Source organism: Streptomyces cupreus (assembly GCF_014257025.1).
Classification (GTDB): Bacteria; Actinomycetota; Actinomycetes; order Streptomycetales; family Streptomycetaceae; genus Streptomyces; species Streptomyces cupreus.
This window is the reverse complement of the sequence record NZ_JACMSF010000082.1, coordinates 1-22,075: the sequence shown is the minus strand read 5'-3', so window position 1 is coordinate 22,075 and position 22,075 is coordinate 1. Positions and strand designations below refer to the sequence as shown.

Annotated in this window: 21 protein-coding genes; 14 read left to right on the top strand and 7 right to left on the bottom strand. The window is 70.3% G+C overall.

The window, feature by feature from the left end:
* Positions 1–92 precede the first annotated feature (92 nt).
* The 8 genes from H4N64_RS39940 (at position 93) to H4N64_RS47055 (ending at position 8,247) form a co-directional block, all read left to right on the top strand.
* Complete coding sequence (locus H4N64_RS39940; protein ID WP_186287523.1) at positions 93–911, top strand: SDR family NAD(P)-dependent oxidoreductase; 819 nt, start codon at positions 93–95, stop codon at positions 909–911.
* Complete coding sequence (locus H4N64_RS39935; RefSeq protein ID WP_186287522.1) at positions 908–1,720, top strand: enoyl-CoA hydratase-related protein; 813 nt, start codon at positions 908–910, stop codon at positions 1,718–1,720. The genes H4N64_RS39940 and H4N64_RS39935 overlap by 4 nt, the downstream gene beginning before the upstream one ends.
* Entirely contained in the window at positions 1,707–2,942 is a 1,236-nt protein-coding gene (locus tag H4N64_RS39930; RefSeq protein ID WP_186287521.1) for an acyl-CoA dehydrogenase family protein, read from the top strand. The genes H4N64_RS39935 and H4N64_RS39930 overlap by 14 nt, the downstream gene beginning before the upstream one ends.
* Position 2,943: 1 nt before the next feature.
* Complete coding sequence (locus H4N64_RS39925) at positions 2,944–3,726, top strand: SDR family oxidoreductase (protein ID WP_186287520.1); 783 nt, start codon at positions 2,944–2,946, stop codon at positions 3,724–3,726.
* Positions 3,719–4,753: a phosphotransferase gene (locus H4N64_RS39920; RefSeq protein WP_186287519.1), complete on the top strand. Its 1,035-nt coding sequence runs from the start codon at positions 3,719–3,721 to the stop codon at positions 4,751–4,753. Before H4N64_RS39925 ends, H4N64_RS39920 begins: the two co-directional genes overlap by 8 nt.
* A gap of 183 nt (positions 4,754–4,936) precedes the next feature.
* On the top strand, positions 4,937–5,821 hold the full coding sequence (locus H4N64_RS39915) for an acyl-CoA thioesterase (RefSeq protein ID WP_186287518.1): 885 nt from the start codon (positions 4,937–4,939) through the stop codon (positions 5,819–5,821).
* Between the two features lie 41 nt (positions 5,822–5,862).
* On the top strand, positions 5,863–7,935 hold the full coding sequence (locus H4N64_RS39910; RefSeq protein WP_186287517.1) for a 3-hydroxyacyl-CoA dehydrogenase NAD-binding domain-containing protein: 2,073 nt from the start codon (positions 5,863–5,865) through the stop codon (positions 7,933–7,935).
* A gap of 81 nt (positions 7,936–8,016) precedes the next feature.
* Complete coding sequence (locus tag H4N64_RS47055) at positions 8,017–8,247, top strand: helix-turn-helix domain-containing protein (RefSeq protein WP_418896333.1); 231 nt, start codon at positions 8,017–8,019, stop codon at positions 8,245–8,247.
* A gap of 235 nt (positions 8,248–8,482) precedes the next feature.
* Here H4N64_RS47055 and H4N64_RS39905 read toward each other — a convergent pair whose 3' ends face one another.
* The 5 genes from H4N64_RS39905 to H4N64_RS39885 all read right to left on the bottom strand — a co-directional run bounded on the left by H4N64_RS39905 (position 8,483) and on the right by H4N64_RS39885 (position 14,203).
* Positions 8,483–9,532, bottom strand: a complete 1,050-nt coding sequence (locus tag H4N64_RS39905) for an NADP-dependent oxidoreductase (RefSeq protein ID WP_186287516.1) — start codon at positions 9,530–9,532, stop codon at positions 8,483–8,485.
* Positions 9,533–9,589: 57 nt separating this feature from the next.
* Entirely contained in the window at positions 9,590–10,909 is a 1,320-nt protein-coding gene (locus H4N64_RS39900; RefSeq protein WP_186287515.1) for an aldehyde dehydrogenase family protein, read from the bottom strand.
* 82 nt (positions 10,910–10,991) lie between these two features.
* Positions 10,992–11,696, bottom strand: coding sequence for a DJ-1/PfpI family protein (locus H4N64_RS39895; RefSeq protein WP_186287514.1), 705 nt, complete (start codon positions 11,694–11,696; stop codon positions 10,992–10,994).
* Positions 11,697–11,735: 39 nt separating this feature from the next.
* Positions 11,736–12,662: an NADP-dependent oxidoreductase gene (locus H4N64_RS39890; RefSeq protein ID WP_186287513.1), complete on the bottom strand. Its 927-nt coding sequence runs from the start codon at positions 12,660–12,662 to the stop codon at positions 11,736–11,738.
* Between the two features lie 53 nt (positions 12,663–12,715).
* Positions 12,716–14,203 (bottom strand): MFS transporter, encoded by a 1,488-nt coding sequence (locus H4N64_RS39885; protein ID WP_336246936.1) that lies wholly within the window; start codon positions 14,201–14,203, stop codon positions 12,716–12,718.
* A 154-nt stretch (positions 14,204–14,357) separates the two neighbouring features.
* On the opposite strand from H4N64_RS39885, the gene H4N64_RS46255 reads away from it, so the two are divergent.
* Positions 14,358–14,825, top strand: a complete 468-nt coding sequence (locus H4N64_RS46255; RefSeq protein ID WP_336246935.1) for a MarR family winged helix-turn-helix transcriptional regulator — start codon at positions 14,358–14,360, stop codon at positions 14,823–14,825.
* Between the two features lie 74 nt (positions 14,826–14,899).
* Here H4N64_RS46255 and H4N64_RS39875 read toward each other — a convergent pair whose 3' ends face one another.
* Positions 14,900–15,565, bottom strand: a complete 666-nt coding sequence (locus H4N64_RS39875) for a TetR/AcrR family transcriptional regulator (protein WP_222109955.1) — start codon at positions 15,563–15,565, stop codon at positions 14,900–14,902.
* On the bottom strand, positions 15,562–16,857 hold the full coding sequence (locus tag H4N64_RS39870; protein ID WP_186287512.1) for a PucR family transcriptional regulator: 1,296 nt from the start codon (positions 16,855–16,857) through the stop codon (positions 15,562–15,564). The genes H4N64_RS39875 and H4N64_RS39870 overlap by 4 nt, the downstream gene beginning before the upstream one ends.
* A 189-nt stretch (positions 16,858–17,046) precedes the next feature.
* Here H4N64_RS39870 and H4N64_RS39865 point away from each other — a divergent pair, with 189 nt between their 5' ends.
* From H4N64_RS39865 to H4N64_RS39845, 5 genes are read left to right on the top strand one after another with little or no spacing between them, the layout of a single operon-like run.
* On the top strand, positions 17,047–17,805 hold the full coding sequence (locus H4N64_RS39865; RefSeq protein WP_186287511.1) for an ABC transporter ATP-binding protein: 759 nt from the start codon (positions 17,047–17,049) through the stop codon (positions 17,803–17,805).
* Entirely contained in the window at positions 17,802–18,608 is an 807-nt protein-coding gene (locus H4N64_RS39860) for an ABC transporter ATP-binding protein (protein ID WP_186287510.1), read from the top strand. Before H4N64_RS39865 ends, H4N64_RS39860 begins: the two co-directional genes overlap by 4 nt.
* The gene (locus tag H4N64_RS39855; RefSeq protein WP_336246934.1) at positions 18,605–19,495 is read left to right on the top strand and encodes a branched-chain amino acid ABC transporter permease; all 891 of its coding nucleotides are present in this window, start codon (positions 18,605–18,607) and stop codon (positions 19,493–19,495) included. Before H4N64_RS39860 ends, H4N64_RS39855 begins: the two co-directional genes overlap by 4 nt.
* Complete coding sequence (locus tag H4N64_RS39850; RefSeq protein WP_186287509.1) at positions 19,492–20,628, top strand: branched-chain amino acid ABC transporter permease; 1,137 nt, start codon at positions 19,492–19,494, stop codon at positions 20,626–20,628. The genes H4N64_RS39855 and H4N64_RS39850 overlap by 4 nt, the downstream gene beginning before the upstream one ends.
* Before the next feature lie 5 nt (positions 20,629–20,633).
* Complete coding sequence (locus H4N64_RS39845; RefSeq protein ID WP_186287508.1) at positions 20,634–21,911, top strand: ABC transporter substrate-binding protein; 1,278 nt, start codon at positions 20,634–20,636, stop codon at positions 21,909–21,911.
* Positions 21,912–22,075 lie beyond the last annotated feature (164 nt).

Genomic DNA, 22,075 nt, shown 5'->3' with positions numbered 1-22,075 from the left:
TATGGTTCCGTGCAGCCAGCTATTGAACTTGACGTCGGATTCAATTATACAGGTCGGACGCATCGCACGCCCCGTCAACGGAGAGGGTTGCCGTGAACGTTGCACAAAGAGTCGCCATCGTCACCGGTGGGGGTGGCGGCATCGGCAGCGCGCTGGTCGCGCGGCTCGCTCGCGAGGGCGCCCGGGTCGTTGTCGCAGATCTCGACGCGGACGCCGCGCGGGCGGTGTCGGAGACAGTCAACGCCGACCATCCGGGAAGCACCGTCAGCGCCGGCGCGGACGTGTCGGACACCGAGCAGATCCAGCAGCTGGTCGACCTGGCGGAGAGCGCCTTCGGCCCGGTCGATCTCTACTTCGCGAACGCGGGTATCGGCGGCGCGCTCGGCCTCGACGTGAGCGAGCAGGACTGGGACCGCTCGATCGACGTCAACCTGCGAGCCCACATCCGAGCGGCAAGGCTGCTGATACCGCGGTGGCTCGAGCGCGGTGAGGGCTACTTCGTCAGCACGGCTTCGGCGGCCGGACTGCTCACCCAGGTCGGCTCCGCCACGTACGCCGTCACCAAGCACGCAGCCGTCGCCTTCGCCGAGTGGCTGAGTGTCACCTATGGCAATCGCGGGGTCCGGGTCAGCTGTGTGTGCCCGATGGGCGTGAACACCAGGATGCTGACCTCCGGGGAGGACTCCGGGGACGCGCTGGGCAGAGCGGCGACGCGGGCCGTCACGTCCGCGGGTGACGTCCTGGAACCGGCCGAAGTCGCCGACGCCGTCCTGGCCGCGATGGAGGACGAGCGCTTCCTGATCCTGCCGCACGAGGACGTGCTGGAGATGTACCGGCACAAGGGCTCGGACTACGACCGGTGGCTGCGCGGAATGCGCCGGTACCAGAGCTCCCTGCTGGCGCAGGCATGACCGGCGTGCCGGGCGAGCTCGTCCTCGCCGAACACCGGGGGCCGGTGCTGGTGCTCACGTTCAACCGGCCCGCCAAGCTGAATGCCTGGACCGACGAACTCGAGGACCGCTATTTCGCGCTGCTCGACGCCGCCGAGGACGACCCGGACGTACGCGCCGTCGTGGTCACCGGCGCGGGACGCGGATTCTGCTCCGGAGCCGACCTGCAACAGCTGCAGGCGGTCGGCGAGGTCTCCGAGGCGGACAGGGCACGGCGCCATCCGCGGGACCTTCCGCGGGCCCTGCGCAAACCGCTGATCGGAGCGATCAACGGGGTGGCCGCAGGCCTGGGCATGGTGGAGGCGCTCTACTGCGACATCCGCTTCGGCTCGCCCTCGGCCCGGTTCACCACGGCCTTCGCGCAACGCGGGCTGATCGCCGAGTACGGGATCTCCTGGCTGTTGCCCCGGCTGGTCGGGCACAGCCGGGCAGCGGACCTGTTGCTGTCGAGCCGCATGGTGGATGCCGAGGAGGCCTTCCGCATCGGACTCCTCGACCACCTGGTCCCCACCGGCAGCGTGGTGGACGCTGCTGTCGCGTACGCCGCTGATCTGGCGAGGCGCTGCTCCCCGGCATCCATGGCCACCATCAAGAGCCAACTGAGCAACGACGCGGACGGCACCTACGCCGATTCCGTGACCCGGGCGGAAGACCTCATGTTCCAGGCCTTCCGCGGGACCGATGTCGTCGAAGGCGTGGCCAGTCACCTGGACAAGCGCCCGCCCACCTTTCCCTCCCTACCCGTCAGGAGTTCGGATGTCCCTGTTTGAGATGTCGGACCGCGCCAAGAAGTACCAGGCGGATCTGCTCGAGTTCATGGATGAGCACATCTACCCCGCCGAGGAGGTGTACCACGAGCAGATGCGCGCCTCGGGTGACCCGCACTTCCACCCGCCGATCCTCGAGGACCTCAAGGCGGAGGCGCGCAGGCGCGGACTGTGGAACCTGTTCCACCCGCACCCGGAGTGGGGCCCAGGTCTGACCAACCTCGAGTACGCGCCGCTGGCTGAGATCATGGGCCGCAGCCACATCGCCTCCGAGGCGTGCAACTGCAACGCGCCCGACACCGGCAACATGGAGGTGCTCACCCTCTTCGGTACCGACGAGCACAAGGAGAAGTACCTCGGGCCGCTGCTCGACGGAACGATGGCCTCGGCCTTCGCGATGACCGAGCCGCGTGTCGCCAGCTCCGACGCCACCAACATCGAGTTGCGGATGGAGCGCGACGGCGACGAGTACGTGCTCAACGGCCGCAAGTGGTTCGCCTCGAACGCGATGCACAAGAACTGCAAGGTGCTCATCGTGATGGGCAAGACCGACCCCACGGCGGCACCGCATCGCCAGCAGTCGATGATGGTCGTCCCGATCGACGCCCCCGGGGTCACCGTGGTCCGCAACCTCCCGGTGTTCGGGTACGCGGATCGCGAAGGCCACGCGGAGATCGTCTTCGAGAATGTCCGGGTGCCGGCCAAGGACCTGCTCAAGGGCGAGGGTGAGGGTTTCGCGATCAGCCAGGCCCGGCTCGGGCCCGGTCGTATCCACCACTGCATGCGGGCGATCGGGATGGCCGAGCGGGCGCTGGAACTGATGTGCCGACGTGCACAGTCACGGGTGACCTTCGGCAGTCCGGTCGCCGAACGGTCCAACATCCAGGACTGGATCGCGGAATCGCGCATCGACATCGAGATGATCCGCCTGCTCACGCTCAAGGCCGCGTACCTGATGGACACGGTCGGGAACAAGGAAGCACGCACCGAGATCGCGGCCATCAAGGTGGCCGCCCCCAACATCGCGTTGAAGATCGTCGACCGCGCCATTCAGGTGCACGGGGGAGCGGGAGTGACCGACGACTTCCCCCTGGCGATGATGTACGCGGGTCTGCGGACACTGCGGCTGGCGGACGGTCCCGACGAGGTCCACAAGCGGGCCATCGCCAGGCAGGAACTGCGGCAGTACCGCAACGCGGCGACGGCGACGGCGGCGGTGAGCTGACATGGCAGGACTCGATCTCACCGGTCGCACCGCCGTCGTCACCGGGGCCTCGCGCGGCATCGGGCTGGCGATCGCCCAGGCCATCGCGGAGGCCGGCGGAAACGTCGTCCTCACCTCCCGCTCCCAGGAGGCGGCGGACGCCGCCGCGGCCCAGGTCAAGGGCACAGCGGTCGGCGTCGGTGCGCACGCGGTCGACGAAGAGGCGGCCCAGCGCTGTGTGGAGCTGACGCTGGAGCGCTTCGGCAGCCTGGACATCCTCGTCAACAACGCGGGGACCAACCCGGCCTTCGGGCCGGTCATCGACCAGGACCACGGCCGGTTCGCGAAGACCTTCGACGTGAACCTGTGGGCGCCCGTCCTGTGGACGGGTCTGGCCACGCGGACCTGGATGGGGGAGCACGGCGGGGCGGTCGTCAACACCGCGTCGGTGGGCGGCATGGCCTCCGAGGCGAACATCGGGCTGTACAACGCCTCGAAGGCCGCACTGATCCATCTCACCAAGCAACTGGCCCTGGAACTCTCGCCGAAGGTCCGCGTCAACGCGGTGGCACCGGGTGTGGTGCGCACGAAGCTGGCCGAGGCTCTGTGGAAGGAGCACGAGGAGGCGGTGTCCGCCTCGATGGCGCTGGGCCGCATCGGGGAGCCCGCCGACATCGCCTCCGCGGTCGCCTTCCTCGTCTCGGACGCCGCGAGCTGGATCACCGGCGAGACCATGGTGATCGACGGCGGGCAACTGCTCGGTGACGCACTCCCGTTCAGACGAGGAGCCGGAATCGGTGTCTGACGCGTACATCGTCGGAATCGACGCCGGGGCCGTGAGCCGCTGGTTCGCCACCCTCGGCGTCGACTTCGCCGGGCCCCTGGCCTTCGAGCGGATCGGGCTGGGCCAGTCGAATCTGACGTACCTCGTAAAGGATCAGGACGGCCGCAGATGGGTGCTGCGGCGCCCACCTCTGGGTCACCTGCTGGCGTCGGCCCACGACGTGGCCCGCGAGGCTCGGATTCTCAGCGCCCTGGAGCGCACCGCCGTCCCGACACCGCGGGTGCTCGGGCTGACCGATGATCCCGCCGTGACCGACGTCCCGCTGCTGCTCATGGAGTTCGTGGACGGCCAGGTCGTCGACCGGATGTCGATCGCGCGGTCGTTGACGCCCGAGCGGCGCCGGGCGATCGGGATGTCGTTGCCGCGGACGCTGGCGAAGATCCATGCGGTCGATCTCGAGGCGACCGGGCTGACCGGTCTGGCCGGCCACAAGCCGTACGCGCAGCGTCAGCTCAAGCGGTGGTCGGCCCAGTGGGAGAAGTCCAGGACCCGCGAGCTGCCCGCCCTGGAGGACCTCACCCGGCGCCTCGGCGCGGCCGTGCCGGAGCAGCGCGAACTGACGCTCGTGCACGGCGACTTCCATCTGCGCAACCTCATCACCTGCTACGACAGCGGGGAGGTGACCGCGGTCCTCGACTGGGAGCTGTCGACGCTGGGGGATCCGTTGGCGGACCTGGGCAGCCTGCTGGCCTACTGGCCGGCCAAGGGTGAGGACACCATGGGCGACTTCGTCGCGACCGCTCTCGACGGCTTCCCGGCCCGCGAGGAACTCGTGGCGGCCTACTCGGCGGCGTCGGGACGCGATCTGACGGCGCTGGGCTACTGGCATGCGATGGGACTGTGGAAGATCGCGATCATCGGGGAGGGCGTGATGCGCCGCGCGATGGACGAACCACGGAACAAGGCTGCGTCCGGGACTCCGACCGCTGAGCGCATCGACGCACTGGTGGCGAAGGCTCACGAGGTCGCGGACACGGCAGGTATCTGAACCACGTTCCACCACACCCAGGTACACGAGCCGACGGTGATCACGGCGGGGCTGATCGGGGTGGTGTCGTGAACCTCGCCGCACTGTTCCCGCCTACTGCCGCGAGCGCTGGCGGCAAGAACCTGCGACGCGAACTGCGCGGGCGCGGGGCGACGTCGTATGACGAGCGAGAGGAGCCGAAGCATGGCCGGCCTGCCACAGGTCCTTGCCCTCGACGAGATCGGGCCGGACCGGTTCCGGTCCGGCCCGATCCCCACTGAGTGGGCGCGGACGTTCGGTGGCCAGATCGCCGCCCAGTCGCTGATGGCTGCGGCGCGGACCCTCGACCGGTCGTACTCGGCCCACTCGCTGCACGGGTACTTCCTGAGGCCCGGCCTTCCGCACGAGCCGACCGACCATCTGGTCGAGCGGATTCGCGACGGCGGCAGCTTCTGCACCCGCCGGGTGACCGCGGTCCAGGCGGGAGAGGCGATCTTCACGGTGACGGCGTCGTTCCATCGTGGGGACGAAGGGTTCTCCCACCAGGTGGACATGCCGGCGGTGCCGTCACCTGACGACATCCCGGAGTCCGACCGCATCAACGGCTGGGGCATGCCGCGGCCCGCGGAGTGGCGCGACTGGGAGATGCGATGGGTGCCCGGCGACGAGACCGGCCACGTCCCGGGGGCGCCGGCCTGCCAGCGGGTGTGGATCCGGTACGGACGTCCGCTGCCGGACGACGGTGCCGTCCACGCCTGCGCGCTGACCTATCTCAGCGACATGGCGCTGCTGGGATCGGCACGGCTGCCACATCCCCCAACCGCCGTACAGGGTGCGTCGTTGGACCATTCGCTGTGGTTCCTGCGTCCCTTCCGCGCGGACGAGTGGCTGCTGTACGACCAGGTCTCCCCTTCGGCCGAGCACGGCCGGGCGCTCACCCGCGGAAGGCTGTTCGACACGGGCGGGCGTCTGGTGGCCGCCGTCGCGCAGGAGGGACTCATGCGCTTCGCCCGGCCCCGGTCGACGGAGGGCGGCGCCAGGGAGATGTCCCCGTCGTCCCCCGCCCCAGCTGTCCCCGACCCGCGCTGACCACCGTTGACCACCGATTCGTCAAGGAAGTGGTGCCACCCATGTCCACCCAGTACAGCCTCATCGGACGCACAGCGATCCTCCGCCTCGACAACCCGCCGGTCAACGGGCTCGGGCACACGACACGGCAGGGCATCGTGCAGGGTCTGCACCGTGCCCTCGACTCCGGCGACGTCGATGCCGTCGTGCTCACCGGCCGCGAGGGATTCTTCTCCGCCGGGGCCGACATCACGGAGTTCGGGACGCCCAAGACCACCGCGGAGCCGATGCTCGGCGACGTCATCGCGGCGCTGGAGGCCGCGGACAAGCCCGTCGTGGCCGCGATCGACGGCACATGTTTCGGCGGCGGACTGGAGCTCGCGCTGGGCGCCCATTACCGGGTCGCGACGTCGACGAGCAGGATCGGGCTCCCCGAGGTGAACCTGGGACTGGTCCCCGGCGCCGGCGGCACCCAGCGGCTGCCACGCCTGGTGGGAGCCGCCGTGGCGGCGGACATGATCAGCGGCGGTGCACCGCGCAGGGCGCGGGAGCTCGCAGACCTCCCGGGACAACGGCTCTGCGACCGGGTCGTGGACGGCGACGTGATGGCGGCGGCACTGGAACTCGCGGCCGAGATGGCCGCGGTACGGCCGCTCCCGCGGGTCCGGGACCTGAGTGTGGATCCGGGCGACGCGGCCGCGGTGAGCGCGATGCGGGAACGCCTGGCCCGGCGCAGCCGAGGATTCCTGGCGCCTGCGGCGGCTCTCGCTCTGGTCGAGAAAGCGGCGACCATACCGTTCGAGGAGGGGCTGTCCGAGGAGCGGAAGACGTTCCTGGAGTTGATGAACGGCGAGCAGTCGGCCGCCCTGCGCCATGCCTTCTTCGCCGAGCGGGCCGCCCGCAAGGTCCCCGATGTGCCGGCCGGGACGTCGGCCCGGAGGGTGGACACGGTGGCGGTCATCGGTGCCGGAACGATGGGCGGCGGCATCGCGATGACCTTTCTGGACGCGGGGATTCCAGTCACTGTCTTGGAGAGCAGCCAGGAGGCGCTCGACCGGGGCCTGGGCATCATGCGCGGCAACTACCAACGCCAGGTGGACAAGGGAAAACTCACGCCCGACGGCCTGGAGCAGCGCATGGCGCTCCTGACACCGACCCTCGACTACGCGGACGTGTCGGACAGCGACCTGATCATCGAGGCGGCCTTCGAGGATATGGACGTCAAGCGTTCGGTGTTCACCCGGCTCGATGAGGTGGCGAAACCCGGCGCGATTCTGGCGTCGAACACCTCGACCCTCGACATCGATGCGATCGCCGCGGTCACCGGGCGCCCCGGGGATGTCCTCGGCATGCACTTCTTCAGCCCCGCGAACGTCATGAAACTGCTGGAGATCGTGCGCGGGGCCAAGACCGCGGACGACGTGCTGGTCACAGCCATGGCGGTGGGACAGCGAATCGGCAAGACCGGCGTGGTGGCCGGGGTGTGCGACGGCTTCATCGGCAACCGCATGCTGGCCAAGTACCGGGACGCGGCGATGGAACTCCTCCGCGCGGGCGCGACACCGGCCGACATCGATTCCGCCGCGGAGAACTTCGGCTTCGCCATGGGCCCGTTCCGGACCGCCGACCTGGCGGGCAACGATATCGGATGGGCGATCCGCAAGCGGCGCTACGCGGAAGACCCCGGCCTGCCCCGGGACGAGATCGCCGATGCCCTGTGCGAGAGGGGCAGGTTCGGGCAGAAGGTCGGTGCCGGCTGGTACGACTACAAGCCCGGGAGTCGCGAGGCGCTCCCGAGCCCCGTCGTCGACGAGCTGCTGGCTTCCTTCCACACCCGGCACGGCACCGAGCCGCGTACCTTCGAGGAGGACGAGATCGTGCAGCGCCTCGTGTTCGCCCTCGTCGACGAGGGCGCGCGCATCCTCGACGAAGGCATCGCCCTGCGCGCATCGGACATCGACGTCGTCTACATCGCGGGGTACGGCTTCCCGAGGTACCGCGGCGGACCGATGTTCTACGCCGACACGGTGGGTGCCGCCCAAGTCCTCTCCGCACTCAGGCGGTTCCACGGAGATGACGGTTGGGAGCCCGCACCGTTGCTCACGCGGCTGGCCGAGGCCGGGACATTCAACTGACGGCACCACTCGCAGGGGTGGGATCCGGCACGTGCGGTCCGGTGTTGCACGGTCAGGGAGGATGGCACATGTGGAGGCAACATTCGCCCGTACGGTCTGGCAAGTCCTCGAACCCTGCACGCGGTCACGTACTTCGCGCCCGAGAGCCGCGAGGCCAACCGCGCTGTCGGCCTGCTCGGTTTTTGGATGGGCTACTTCGCAGCTCGGGCCGCGCCGCTGGGAGCGGTGACGGCGGGTGTGGTGGAGGCGGCCTTCTTCAACTTCCATCCCGCCATGGTGCGACGCGCTGTGCCCGACGCATGGGGGTTGTGAACAGGTGGCGATCGACGGTGGTTGAGCGTGTTCTGGCACCTTGACGAGGTGCCTCGCACATGACCGCGGGGGCCGTGACACGAGCCGATGTGGCCCGCCGCCCGGGACGCCCGGCCCTCGCCGTCGACGTCCGATTCTTGACACCATGCAAAGCCCGGCGTGGGCCCGGTAGCAGGAGCCCCGGGCCCACGCGCTGAGGGAATGCGGATGCCGCCGTGCGGTGCGCCCGCGGTGGTCAGTTGTCGATCGCGGCCTGTGCCGGAAGGGTCACGACCATCTTGCCGGTGTTGTCGCCACGGAGCATGCCGAGGAATGCCTCGACGTTGTTCTCGATGCCTTCCACGACCGTCTCCTCGTAGTGAAGCTTCCCGTCGCGGATCCAGCCACCGACCTCCTCAACGAACTGCTGCTGCAGGTCGTTGTGGTCGGAGACCAGCAGGCCGCGCAGAGTGAGGCGCTTGCCGATGGCGAGCGCGAGGTTGCGCGGTCCGGGGGCGGGCTCGGTCGCGTTGTACTGGGCGATGGCCCCGCACAGCGCTGCCCGGCCGTGCACGTTGAGGGCACCGATCGCCGCCTCGAGATGGTCGCCGCCGACGTTGTCGAAGTAGACGTCGATGCCGTCCGGGGCCGCTGCCTTGAGCTGCTCGGCCACGGGCCCGCTCTTGTAGTTGAAGGCGGCGTCGAAGCCGTACTTGTCGAGGAGCAGTTGGACCTTCTCGTCCGAGCCGGCGCTGCCGATGACCCGCTTGGCACCCTTGAGCCGGGCGATCTGTCCGACCTGGCTGCCGACCGCGCCCGCCGCGCCGGAGACGAAGACGGTGTCGCCCTCGTGGAACTCCGCCACGCGCAGCAGGCCCGCATAGGCAGTCAGTCCGGGCATGCCGAGGACACCGAGGTACGTGCTCAGCGGAGCGTTCCCGGCGTCGACCTTCACTGCGTGCGCCGCGTCGAGGAGCGCGTACTCCCGCCAGCCGAGCCCGTGCAGGACGTGATCACCCACGGCGAAAGAGCCGGCGGGGGAGTCATCGCCCACGGCGACGACGACGCCGACCGCACCTCCGTCCATCGGCTGGTTCAGCTGGAAGGGAGGGACGTAGGACTTCACGTCGTTCATCCGGCCGCGCATGTACGGGTCGACCGACAGGTGCAGGTTGCGTACGAGGATCTGACCGGGGCCGGGCTGGGCGACGGGAACCTCGCGCAGGGCGAAGTCCTGCGGCCGGGGCACACCGTTCGGGCGGGCGACCAGATGCCATTCGCGGCTGGTGGTGGGGAGAGCGCTCATGGTGGGAATGTCACTTTCCGCCGTGCTCACGCACGGCTGGGCGTAGCTGGGCGTGGATCAGCTGAGGGGCTTGGCGAGGACGGCCTTGCGGTGGCTGAAGGTCTCGATGGAGTAGCGGCCGTGGTAGCTGCCCATGCCGCTCTCGCCGACGCCTCCGAACGGCAGGTCGGAGATGGTGAGATGGGCCAGCGGCAGACCGAACCCGAGGCCGCCCGAGGAGGTTTCGGCGGCGAGCCGCCCCCGCGTGGTGTCCGATTCGGTGAACGCGTACAGAGCCAGCGGCTTGTCGCGGTCGTTGATGAAGTCGATGGCCTCGTCGAGCCCGGCCACCTCGACGATCGGGAGGATCGGGCCGAAGATCTCCTCCTGCATGACGGGCGCGTCCGGCGACACCTCGGCCAGGACGGTCGGCGCGATGTACTTCGTCTCGCGGTCGTACGCGCCGCCGGTGACCTGACGGCCGGAGTCGAGGAGAGCGGTCAGCCGGTCGAAGTGGCGTTCGTTGACGATACGGCCGTACTCCGGGGAGGCGGCGGGATCGGACCCGTACAGCCCCTCGATGGTTTTGGCCAGGGCGGCTTCCAGAGCACGTGCGGTCTCCGGGTCGGTGAGGACGTAGTCGGGCGCGACGCAGGTCTGCCCGGCGTTGAGGAACTTCCCGGCCGCGAGGCGGGCGGCGACGGTGTCCAGGTCGGTGCCCCGGTCCACGAACGCCGGGGACTTGCCGCCCAGTTCGAGGGTGACGGGCGTGAGGTGCCGGGCGGCCGCGGCCATCACGATGCGGCCGACCGTGCCGTTGCCGGTGTAGAGGATGTGGTCGAAGCGCTGCTCGAGCAGGGCAGTGGTCTCCGGGACCCCGCCTTCGACCACGGCGACCGCGTCGGTGTCGAGGTACTGCGGCACGAGGCGGGCCAGGGCGGCGGACGTGGCCGGAGCCAGTTCGCTGGGCTTGGCGACCACCGCGTTGCCCGCGGCCAGCGCACCGGCCACCGGGGCCAGCAGCAGCTGCGCCGGGTAGTTCCAGGGGGCGATGACCAGCACGACGCCCAGGGGGTCGTACTGCGTCCAGGCACTCGCCTCGCCGATGAACGCGGGGACGGGGGCCGGTTCGGGGCGCAGCCACCCGTCGAGACGCTCCAGGGTGTGGTCGATCTCGCGTATGACGAAGTCGATCTCCGTGCGGTAAGCCTCGGCGGAGCTCTTTCCCAGGTCGGCGTGGAGCGCCGCGGCGAATGTCTCCCCCTGATCGGTGAGCAGGGTACGCATCCGGGACAGCTGCTCGGTGCGCCAGGCCACGGGCTTGGTCCTGCCGGCGCGGAAGGTGGCGCGCAGCCGGGCGACGAGCTCGGCGGGCTGCTCGGGGGCGGGGTTGTTCATGGTTCCCTCACAGGTGCGGTATATGGACGGGGGCGTTGTCGCCGCGCCGCGGGGCGGCCCGGGCGCCGGCGTCGGGCAAGGGTCAGCCGCGGTTCAGGGTGCCGATGACGTTCCGGGCGAGTTGCTCGGAGGAGGCGGGGTTCTGACCGGTGTGCAGATTGCGGTCCGCCACGACGTGCTCGCTGAACGGGGCAGCGGCCTGGAAGTCGGCCCCCAGTTCCACCAGGCGGTCCTGGAGCAGCCACTTGGCCTTGTCGGCGAAACCGGCCGCGGCCTCCTCGTCGTTGGTGAAGCCGGTCATGCGGTAACCGGCGAACGGCCAGCTGCCGTCCTCGCGCCGGGCGGCGAGCAGGGCCGCGGGGGCGTGGCACAGCACCGCGAGGGGCTTGCCGGAGTCCAGTGCGGTGGTGAGGAGGCGACCGGAGTCGGCGTTGACGGCGAGGTCCTCCATGGGGCCATGGCCACCGGGGTAAAGGACGGCGGCGTACGCGTCGAGGTCGACATCCTCGAGCTTGACCGGATTCTCCAAGTCGACGCGGATGGAAGCCAGGTACGCGGCGATGGCATCGGCCTGCTCCTTGCCGCCGGCGGACTCGGCGGCGAGGCTGACGGCGTCGACGGTCGGAGCAACGCCGCCGGGTGTGGCGATGGTGACGTCGAAACCGGCCTCGCGGAACAGCCGGTGCGGTGTGGCGAGTTCCTCGGCCCAGTAGCCGGTGGGGTGCAGGGTGCCGTCGGCGAGCGTCCAGCGGTCGGCGCCGGTGACGACGAACAGAACTGCGGTCACAACTGTCTCCTTCACAGTGCGCGCGGGGCGAGCGGTGGCTCAGGCGACAGCGATGATGATCTTGCCGCGGGTGTGGCCCTCGCGGTTGAGGCGCTGGGCGTCGGCGGCTTCCTCGAGCGCAAACGTGGCGGCCACGTCCACCCGCAGCTCCCCGCGCTCGGCGAGCTCGGTGAGTGCTTCCAGGTCCCGGGCGTCGGGCCGCACGAAGACGTACCCGCCACCGAGGCCGAGCACGGCGCCGTCCACAGCGGAGGCCAGGCGGCCGCCCTCGGCGAGCAGCCCCGGCGAGACCTTCAGGGCGTCTCCGCCGACGAGGTCGAGGACGGCATCCACGCCCTGCGGCGCGAGGGCGTGGACACGGTCGGTGAGGCCCTCGCCGTAGGCGACCGGCTCCGCTCCCAGCCCTCGCAGGTAGGCGTGGTTGTACTCACTGGCGGTGCCGATGACCCGGGCGCCGAGCGCCTTGGCGATCTGTACGGCCAGAGAGCCGACGCCACCCGCCGCGGCGTGCACCAGCACGGTGTCCCCGGCCCGGACCTGCAGGGAGCGTGTCAGCGCCTGGTACGCGGTGAGGCCGGCCAGCGGGAGGCCGGCGGCCTCCTCGAAGGAGAGGTTGGCGGGCTTGCGGGCGAGCGTACGGACCGGGGCGGCGACGTACTCGGCGAAGGTCCCGCGGGAGACGAAGTCCTCACGGACGTAGCCGATCACCTCGTCGCCCGGAACGAACTCGGTGACCCCGACGCCGGTCTCCTCGACGACGCCCGCCACGTCCCAGCCGGGGATGACGGGGAACACGGCGTCCATGACGGCGTCCAGGTACCCCGCCTGGATCTTCCAGTCGACCGGGTTGACGGAGGCGGCCTTCACGCGGACCAGCACGGTGTCGACACCGAGCTTCGGGTTCGGCGCATCGCCGTACTCCAGGACCTCCGGGCCGCCGTAGGTGCGGTAGGTGATGGCTTTCATGATGGCAACTCCTTGGTGCAGTGGTGCAGTGGTGCAGATCGGGGTGGGGCTCGTCAGGCGGCCGTAGTGGCAGCGGCCGGCTCCGTGGCGGGCAGGTGTTCCGTACGCGGCGCCTGCTGTTCCCGCTTGAGGCCGACCAGCGAGAGGGCCAGGACGAAGGCGAAGGCGACTCCGGCCAGCGTGAAGCTCAGGGTGAACTGGCTCTCGGCGGGCAGCGGGGGCACTCCGGCCGGAAGGTTCTCGATGGTTCGGGAGGCGAGGAGTGAGGTGATCAGCGCGCTGCCGATCGAGCTGCCGACGGACCGGGAGATGGAATTGATGCCGTTGGCGATGCCGGTCTGGTGGGGTGGCACCCCCGCGACGATGAGGGCGGGCATCGCGGCGTACCCGAGGCTGATGGCTGTTCCGACAGCCATGGCGGCGCCGATGACCGAGGGGGTCGAGGAGTGTGCGGCAGCCAGCCACGCGAAGCCGGCGATGCCCATCGTCGCGCTGAGGGCGAGGGTGAGGCGTGGGCCGATCCTGCGGATCAGCAGGCCACCGAACTGGGAGGCGACGAGGGACGCGATCGTGCTGGGCAGCAGGTACTCGACGGAGGCGCGGAGAACGGAGGCGCCGAAGCCGTAGCCTGCGACGTCCCGCGGCATCTGCGCCAGGTAGGAGACGCCGAGGAACTGGGCGAACATCCCGAATCCCACGCAGAGGCCCGCGAGGTTGCTGAAGAGCACCGGGCGGTGGAGGAACATCCTCATGTCGACCATGGGTTCGCGGACCCGGCTCTCGGTGAAGCTCCAGACGCCGGCCATGAGGACCGCTCCGGCGAAGCCGCCCAGCGTACGGGCGGAGGTCCAGCCCCACTCGTGCCCCTGGGAGATCGGCAGCAGCAGGAGAACCAGGAAGAGGCCGAGGGTGAGGGCGCCGAGTATGTCGGTGCGTCCGCCGGTCTTGGTGCGGCTCGCCGGTACGAGGAGGACGACGGCGATCAGGGTGACCGCTGCGAGGCCGGTGGCCAGCCAGAAGACGCGGTGGTAGTCGGCGCTTTCGCCGCGGGTCAGCAGGCCGGTGGTGACCAGTGCGAAACCGCTGCCGAACGCAAGGGTGCCGCTGACCAGTGCCATCGCTCCCGGCAGACGGCGGGCGGGGACCTCCTCGCGGAGCACCGACAGAGCGAGCGGAAAGATCGCGGTGGCGGCGCCCTGCAACACGCGGCCGACGATCAGCCAGAGCAACGAGTCGGTCGTGGCGGCCAGGACCGAGCCGACGATCATCACCGCCAGCACGCCGATGAGGGTCGGCTTCTTGCCGTGCTGGTCGCCGAAGCGGCCGAGCAGCGGGGTGAAGACGGCTGCCGAGAGCAGGGTCGCGGTGGTGACCCAGCTGACCTCGGCGGAGCTGGCGCCGAGGCTGCTCTGGATCAGGCCGAGGATCGGCACCACCAGCGTCTGCATCATCGACACGATCATCGCGGCGAGGCTCAGGGCAAGGACGACTGCGGTCTCGGCCCGGCGGCTGCCGTGCGGCGGAGCAAGGGGTTGTGACACGGGTGGCTTCTCCGGTGCGGGGCGGGGCGTTGTGGCGGGACCCGACGGGGGACCGGGTCGAGGATTAGATGCTTGATACAGCCAAGCAATGACGGAGACAGTAAACCTCAAAGGTTGAGAACGTCAAACGTTGAGCTTCCCCTACACTTGAGGCATGGCCCACACCCCCGCCCCGCCCGTCGACCGCTCCGCTGCGCAGGACAGCGACCCTGCCCACGACGCACTCATGGAGCGCTTGGCACGTGCCGCTGCCGGCTACTACCGGGACCTCACAGCGGCGGCCGCCATGCACGGGCTCACCATGACGCAGGCCAAGATGCTCATCCTGCTTCGGCAACAACCGCTGCCCATGCGCGCCCTCGCAGGGCGGCTCGCCTGTGACGCCTCCAACATCACCGGACTCGTCGACCGGCTGGAGGCACGTGGACTGGTCTCCAGACACGCCGACGCGGCCGACCGGCGGATCAAGAACGTGGTCGCCACCGAAGAGGGAAGCGAGGCAGTCCGCCTCATCCGCGCCGACATGCGGGCCACCTCGGCAGCCTTTGCGCGTCTGGACGAGGAGGGTCGCCGCAGCCTTTACGAGCTGCTGGGACGCCTGCACCCCGAGGAGACAACCTGATCACGGCCGGGTGCCGACCGCACTGATCCATCTCACCAAGCAACCAGACCTGGAACTCTCGCCGCGCCGCGCGTTCAGCCAGGCGGCGCCGTCAGATGGATCAGGATGCCGCACACTTCGTCCACGATCTCCCGGACCTCCGTGTCGTCCCCGCAGTCGGCCAACTCGCGTGCCGCACCGCCGATCACGGTGGTGAGCACTCTCACCCGGACCCGGCCGGCACGTCGCTTCTCGTCCACCTCCAGGAGCCGGGCGTTGCGCCGTACCCAGGCGCGGTCCCACTGGCGGCGCAGCGCGTCGAAGCCGGCGGGGCCGTCGTCCTCCGCGAGGAGTCTGCCGAACCGCCGGTTGTCCCAGACGCCCTCGAGGTACGCCCTGGCGCCCGCCACGAAGAGGGCGATGGGATCGGCCACGCCACGGTCACGCTCGGCGGTCAGCGTGGCCGCGGTCCGGCGCTCCTGTTCCTCCCGGAACTCCTCCCAAAGGGCGAGGTACAGCCCCCGCTTTCCGCCGTAGTGCTGGAAGAGGCTGCCCACCGGGATGCCGCAGCGCGCCGCGATCTCGGTGAGACCGGCGTCGGTGTAACCGCGCTCGGTGAACACCTCCAGCGCGGCGTCCAGCAGCGCACTCCGGACCGTTCGGTACTGCCCGGCGGGTGCCTCCGGCAGGCCCATGCCCTCCTGCTCGTCCGGCAGCTGACCTGCCGCCCCGGTCCCGGCAGACTCCACGATGCCGCTCACTGGCGATCCCCGCCTTCCCCGGCCCCGTCGCGGATGGCGAGGGCGACCAGCAGTTCCAGGAGGTCGGCGATCCGGCGCGGATTGCGCCCGGTGCGTTCCTCGATCCGGCGCAACCGGTAGTGCGCCGTGTTGTGGTGTATCCGCAGCCGGTCGGCGGCCAGCCGCAGGTTGAGATCCGCCTCCGCGAACGCCCGTATGGTCGCCGCCAGCATGTCGCCACGTCTGCGGTCCTCCTCCAGCAGTGCACGCACGCGGGGATCGACCAGCTGGCGGGCCAGGTCGTCGGCGCGCAGCGCCAGATACTCGAAGGGGGACAGGCGCGGCAGCGCCGCCACCCCGCCCTCGCTCGGCACCAGGTCGAGGGCGGCCCGTGCCTCCTCGTAGGCGCGCGGCAGTTCGCAGGCGCCCCGGGCGACCGTGCTGATGCCCATGGAGAGCATGGTTCCCTTCCGCGCGAGCCGCCGCTGCACGGCCTCGAAGTGGGCACAGATGTCCTCCGCGTCCATGCCCGTGCGGACCACGGGCACGGCCACCACCTCGCCGTGGCGTACGACGACCAGGGTCCGGCCGGCCCACGGCCCGGCGACGCTGATGGACGCGCTGGCGGCGTAGCCGTGCTCGGCCGAGGTGAAGTCGCCGGTGCGGGTGTCGCCGACGCACACCGCCACGACCGCCATCATCGGAGAGTGCGGCCCGATGCCGTACGCCTGCGCCGCGGCCAGCAGCGGACCGCGCGTCGGTGCCGCCCCGGCCAGGAGCTGGTCCAGCAGGTCGCGGCGCTCCCGGTCCGCGTCCGCGACCACGTGCTGCTGGTACTCGACATAGGCCTGCGCGGCATGGGTGCTGGCGTAGTCGACATACCGCATCAGCGGGGTGACGAGGGACAGCGCGGCCTGCTGGGCCTCGGCGGAGGTGCCCGCGCAGTCCAGCAGCGCGTCCCACAACACCTGCCGGCCGACCCGGAAGGCGCTGATCCAGTCCTCCAGGGCGAACCCGGCGCGTGCTCGGCGCATGGCCGCCGCGCGGCTGAAGACCAGGTCCTCGGGGGCCATGTCCCGGTCGCCGGCCAGCGCCGCCAGCTGCATCCGGTAGTGCGTGAGGACCTGGTCCCGCACGTCGTCGAAGAATCGCTCGTCCTGCAGCGCGTATGACGGGATCTCCGAGCGCATCACCGCGATGGTGGTCTGCGCCACCTCCTCCAGCCGGTCCTGCACGGCGTGCAGGATCCGGTGCCGCTCCCGGCTGAGCGGGTCGGAGTGTGCGGGGGTGCCCAAGGCGGGTCCGCGAGGCATGGGGCCGATCGTCGCCGTCCTCCTCGTGTCCCGTCAACAGGCTTCAGGGGGGACAAGCCGGGGAAGCTGGGCGCGGCGCACAAGCCGGGGGCCGCGAAGTTGGGTGCTCGTACCCAATGTGCGCGCGGAAGGCCCCCACCTACTGTGACGCTCGCCCAACCCCCCAGCACCTCGGAAGGGGCGTCACTCATGCTCGCGGTCGACGGTATCAGCGTGCGCTTCGGCGGGATCACGGCACTGGACGGTGTCGCGTTCACGGTCGAGCCGGGCACCGCCGTGGGGCTCATCGGACCGAACGGAGCCGGCAAGACCACGTTGTTCAACTGCCTCACCAGGCGCTGCACCCCTGATGCGGGGACGGTGCGCTTCGAGGACGAGGACCTGCTCGCCCTCCCGCCGCACTCCGTGGCCGGGCGCGGCATCGCCCGCACCTTCCAGAACCTGGGGCTGTTCCCACGGCTCACGGTCCGGGACAACGTCATGATCGGCGCCCACAGCCGGGGGCGCACCGGACACCTCGCCGCGGCGCTCCGGCTGCCCCGCGTCCGGCGGGAGGAGAGGGAACTGCGTGACCACGCAGAGGACTTGCTACGGCGTCTCGGCCTGGCGGACGTCGCCGACCACCCCGCCTCCGGGCTGCCGTTCGGCACGCTCAAACGCGTCGAACTCGCCCGCGCGCTCGCGGTACGGCCCCGGCTGCTGCTGCTCGACGAACCCGTCAACGGGCTCAGCCACGGCGAGGTCGGCCAATTCGCGGATCTGGTCCGGGCGGTGCGCGAGGACTTCGACCTGACCCTGGTGGTGGTCGAGCACCACATGGGGTTCGTGATGGGCCTGTGCGACAAGGTGGTGTGCCTCGACTTCGGGCGCAAGATCGCTGAGGGCCCGCCGGAAGAGATCCAGCGCGACCCGGCCGTCATCGAGGCGTACCTGGGGGTGGCGGCATGAGCGAGCCCACCACCGCGAGCGCCGAGGCGGAGGCGAGCACGGAGCCGGACTTCCTCACGGCATCCGACCTGCACGCCGGATATGGCCAGGCGCGTGTGCTCCAGGGCCTGGACTTCTCCGTCGCCCGCGGCGAGGTGTGCGCGATCCTCGGACCCAACGGCGCGGGCAAGACCACGACCCTGCGGGCCCTGTGCGGAATGGTGCGCGGCCGCGGCTCGGTGACCTTGGACGGTACGCAGCTGCTGGGCCGCTCGCCCGAGCAGGCCGCCCGCCTCGGCGTGGCGCACGTGCCCGAGGGCCGGGGCACCTTCAACGAGCTGACCGTCGAGGAGAACCTGCGCATCGGTGCCCATCTGCGCACCGCCCACTGGAGGCGGGGCCGCGCCGAGCGCGCGGCCGTGGCGGCCGACCTGGAACGGATCTACGGCTACTTCCCCAAACTGCGCCAGCGGTCCCGCCAGGCCGCCGGCAGCCTCAGCGGCGGCGAGCAGCAGATGCTCGCCATCGGCCGAGCCCTGATGCTGCGGCCCTCGCTGCTGCTCCTGGACGAGCCGTCGCTGGGTCTCGCGCCCCTGGTCACGCGCGAGCTGTTCGAGATCGTCCGTGCCGTGAACGAGGAGGAACGCACCACCGTGATCGTCGTCGAGCAGAACGCCCAGCTCGCGCTGGACATCGCGCACCGGGCCCATGTACTGGAGGCCGGCCGTCTGGTGCTGTCCGGACCGGCCGACCGGATCCGCGAGGACGGGCAGGTCGCCGAGGTGTACCTCGGTGTCTCCGTCCGTACCGGAACGGGCGGGTGAGCACCGTGACCGAACTGCTCCAGCAAGTGGTGGAAGGGGTCGGCTCCGGCGCGGTGTACGCCAGCCTGGCCCTGGCCCTGGTGCTGATCCACCGGTTCACGGGGATCGTCAACTTCGCGCAGGGCGAGCTCGCCATGATCTCCACCTACGTGGCCTGGCAACTCGTCGCCTCCGGTATGTCGTTCTGGCTGGCGCTGCCGGTCACCCTCGCGGTGTCGTTCGCCGGCGGCATGCTCATCGAGCGGCTCGTCATCCGCCCCGTGCAGAACGCGCCCGAGCTGACGATGGTCATCGTCACGGTCGGCCTGTTCATCTTCGTCAACGCCATGGCCGGCCTGATCTGGTCGTTCACCGTGAAGGACTTCCCGCAGCCCTTCCCCGACGGAGGCATCGACCTGGCCGGGGTGCGTGTGGACTGGTCGACCCTCGGGATCATCGCGGTGGTGGCCGTCGTGATGGGCCTGCTGTACCTGCTGTTCCAGCACACCTCCGTCGGCCTGGTGATGCGGGCCGTCGCCTGCAACCCCGCCTCCGCCCGGCTGTCGGGCATCCGGGTCGGCCGGGTGCTGATGCTCGGCTGGGGACTGGCCGCGACGGTCGGCGCGGTGTCGGGCGTGCTGGTCGCACCGCTGCTGTTCCTGGAGCCCAACATGATGGGCGGAGTGCTGATCTACGCGTTCGCCGCGGCCACCCTCGGGGGCTTCGACAGCCCGGTCGGCGCGGTGGTCGGCGGTCTGCTCGTGGGCGTCGCCGAAACGCTGGCCGGGGCGTACGTGGATGTCATCGGCGCCGATCTGAAGGTCGGCGTACCCCTGGTGACCATCCTGGCGGTGCTGCTGGTGCGGCCCCAGGGCCTGTTCGGACGGGCGGCGGTGGAACGCGCATGAGCACGATCGTCGCCACCCTCGCAACCGACCGCGCCCGCCGCCCGCGGGCCGCGCTCACCGCACTGCTCGCGGTGGCCGTCGCCGTCGGCGCACCGTTCTACTTCGCCCCCTTCCAGGTCTTCCAGCTGACCATGGTGCTGGTGTACGCCGTGGCGCTGGCCGGACTGAACCTGCTGGTCGGATTCGGCGGGCAGATATCCCTCGGCCATGGCGCGTTCTTCGCCGCAGGGGCCTACACGGCGGCCGTCATGCTCGACCGCTACGACACCGGCCACCTGGCCACGCTGCCCGTCGCGGCCGCCGGATGCTTCCTGCTCGGCCTCGGATTCGGAGTGCCCGCGCTGCGGCTGCGCGGACTGTACCTGGCCCTGGTCACCCTCTCGTTCGCGGTGTTCCTGCCCCCGCTGCTCAAGCGGCTCGAACCGGTGACGGGCGGCTCCATGGGCCTGACCGTCGACAAGCTGCAACCCCCGGCATGGAGCGGCCTGGCCGAGGACCAGTGGATGTACTTCGTGGCCCTCACCGTCGCCGCGGTGGCCCTGCTGCTCGCCCGCAACCTGCTGCGCTCCCGGGCCGGCCGGGCCCTGCTCGCCGTACGCGACAACGAGAGCGCCGCGGAGGTCATGGGCGTACGGCTGTCCCTGCACAAGACCCTTGCCTTCGCGTGGAGCGCCCTGTTCGCCGGGGTCTCCGGCTGTGTGTACACGTGGGTCATCGGCTACGTCTCACCCGACTCGTTCAGCTTCGTACTGTCCATCACGCTGCTGGCCGGGCTGGTGGTCGGAGGACTGGCCTCGCTGTACGGACCGCTGCTGGGGGCGGCGTTCGTCATGTACGTGCCCAGCTGGGCCCAGGACATCAGCGACGCCGCGCCCGGTGTGGTGTTCGGCCTCCTGATCATCGTGGTGATGTTCGTGGCCCCGACGGGACTGGCCGGCCTGGTGGGCCGTCTCCGGAGCCTCGCCGCCCGCCGCCCGACCCGCACCACCCCTGCCCCCGACCGGACGCCCGAGTCCGCGCCCGACACGGACGCCACGTCCGCGTCCGAATCCTCCGCGCCCCCCACTCCCGCGGATCCCGCACCTGCCGATGCCGAACCCGTGGGCGCACCGCCCCGCACGGAAAAGGAATGAGTCACATGCGCAAGACGACCGCTCTGCGGGCGGCCGCGGCCGCGTCCGCCGCTCTGCTCCTCGCCACGGCCTGCAACAGCCAGCGTGGGGAGGACGAACAAGGCACCGCCGCCGATGGCGCGTGCAAGGGTCAGCAGACCACCGGGATCACCGACACGACCATCAAGCTGGGCGGAATCTATCCGCTGTCGGGACCGGCCTCCGCGTACGGAACGATCAGCAAGGGCGTGGACACCTACTTCAAGGCCGTCAACGACCAGGGCGGCATAGACGGCCGCAAGGTGGAGTTCGTCGTCCGCGACGACGGCTACCAGCCGCCGAAGGCGGTCGAGGAGGCCCGCAGACTGGTCGAGCGGGAGAAGGTGTTCGCCGTGTTCCAGAGCCTGGGCACGCCGTCCACCGCGGCCGTGTGGGACTACCTCAACCAGCAGAAGGTGCCCCAGCCCTTCGTCGCCACGGGAGCCTCCGTCTGGGGCACGGACGACAAGCATCCCTGGACCATCGGCTGGCAGCCCAACTACGTGTCCGAGGCGCGGGTGTACGCCAAGTACCTCAAGGACGAGAAGCCCAAGGCCAAGGTCGCGGTCCTCTTCCAGAACGACGACTTCGGCAAGGACCTGCTCGGCGGATTCAAGGAAGCCGTCGCCGGCAGCGGCATCGAGGTGGTCGCCGAGGAGAGCTACGAGGTCACCGACCCGTCGGTGTCGGCGCAGATGACGAGCCTCGCCCGCTCCAAGGCGGACGTCCTGCTCAACATCACCACGCCCAAGTTCGGCAGCCAGGCCCTCGCCGCCGACGCCAAGAACACCAAGTGGAACCCGCTGCACATCGTCAACAACGTGTCCTCGTCGGCCACCGTGCTCAAGCCTGTCGGCTTCAAGAACGTCCAGGGGGTGGTCTCGGCGACCTACTTCAAGGACCCCGCCGACCCGCAGTGGGCCGACGACGCGGAGATCAAGGCGTACAACGCCGCGCTGGACAAGTACGCGCCCGACTCCGACCCGACCAACCAGTTCAACGCCTACGGCTGGGCCGCCGCCTCCAGCCTGCACAAGGCCCTGGACGCCATGAAGTGCCCGACCAGGGAAGGGCTGCGGGACGCGGTGCGCGACCTGAAGGACGTCAAGGTGGACATGCTGCTGCCCGGTGTCACGCTCTCCACGGGGCCCGACGACGCCTTCCCGATCGAGACGATGCAGCTGATGCGGTTCAAGGGTGAGCGCTGGCAGCTGTTCGGCGAGCCGGTGGACACCCGCAAGGAATTCGGGTCGCCGGGCAACTGAGCCGCGGCAACTGAGCGGGCGGGGGCGGTCCTTGGTCGATGCCCGGACACTCGGGGACCGCCCCCGCCCCACAGGGCGCGCCGGCCTGCGCTTCCTTTAGAGGCGGCCGCATGACGCAGGCACCGGCCGAGGGCCGCGGCGCACGCCTGCCGGTCAGCTCTCTG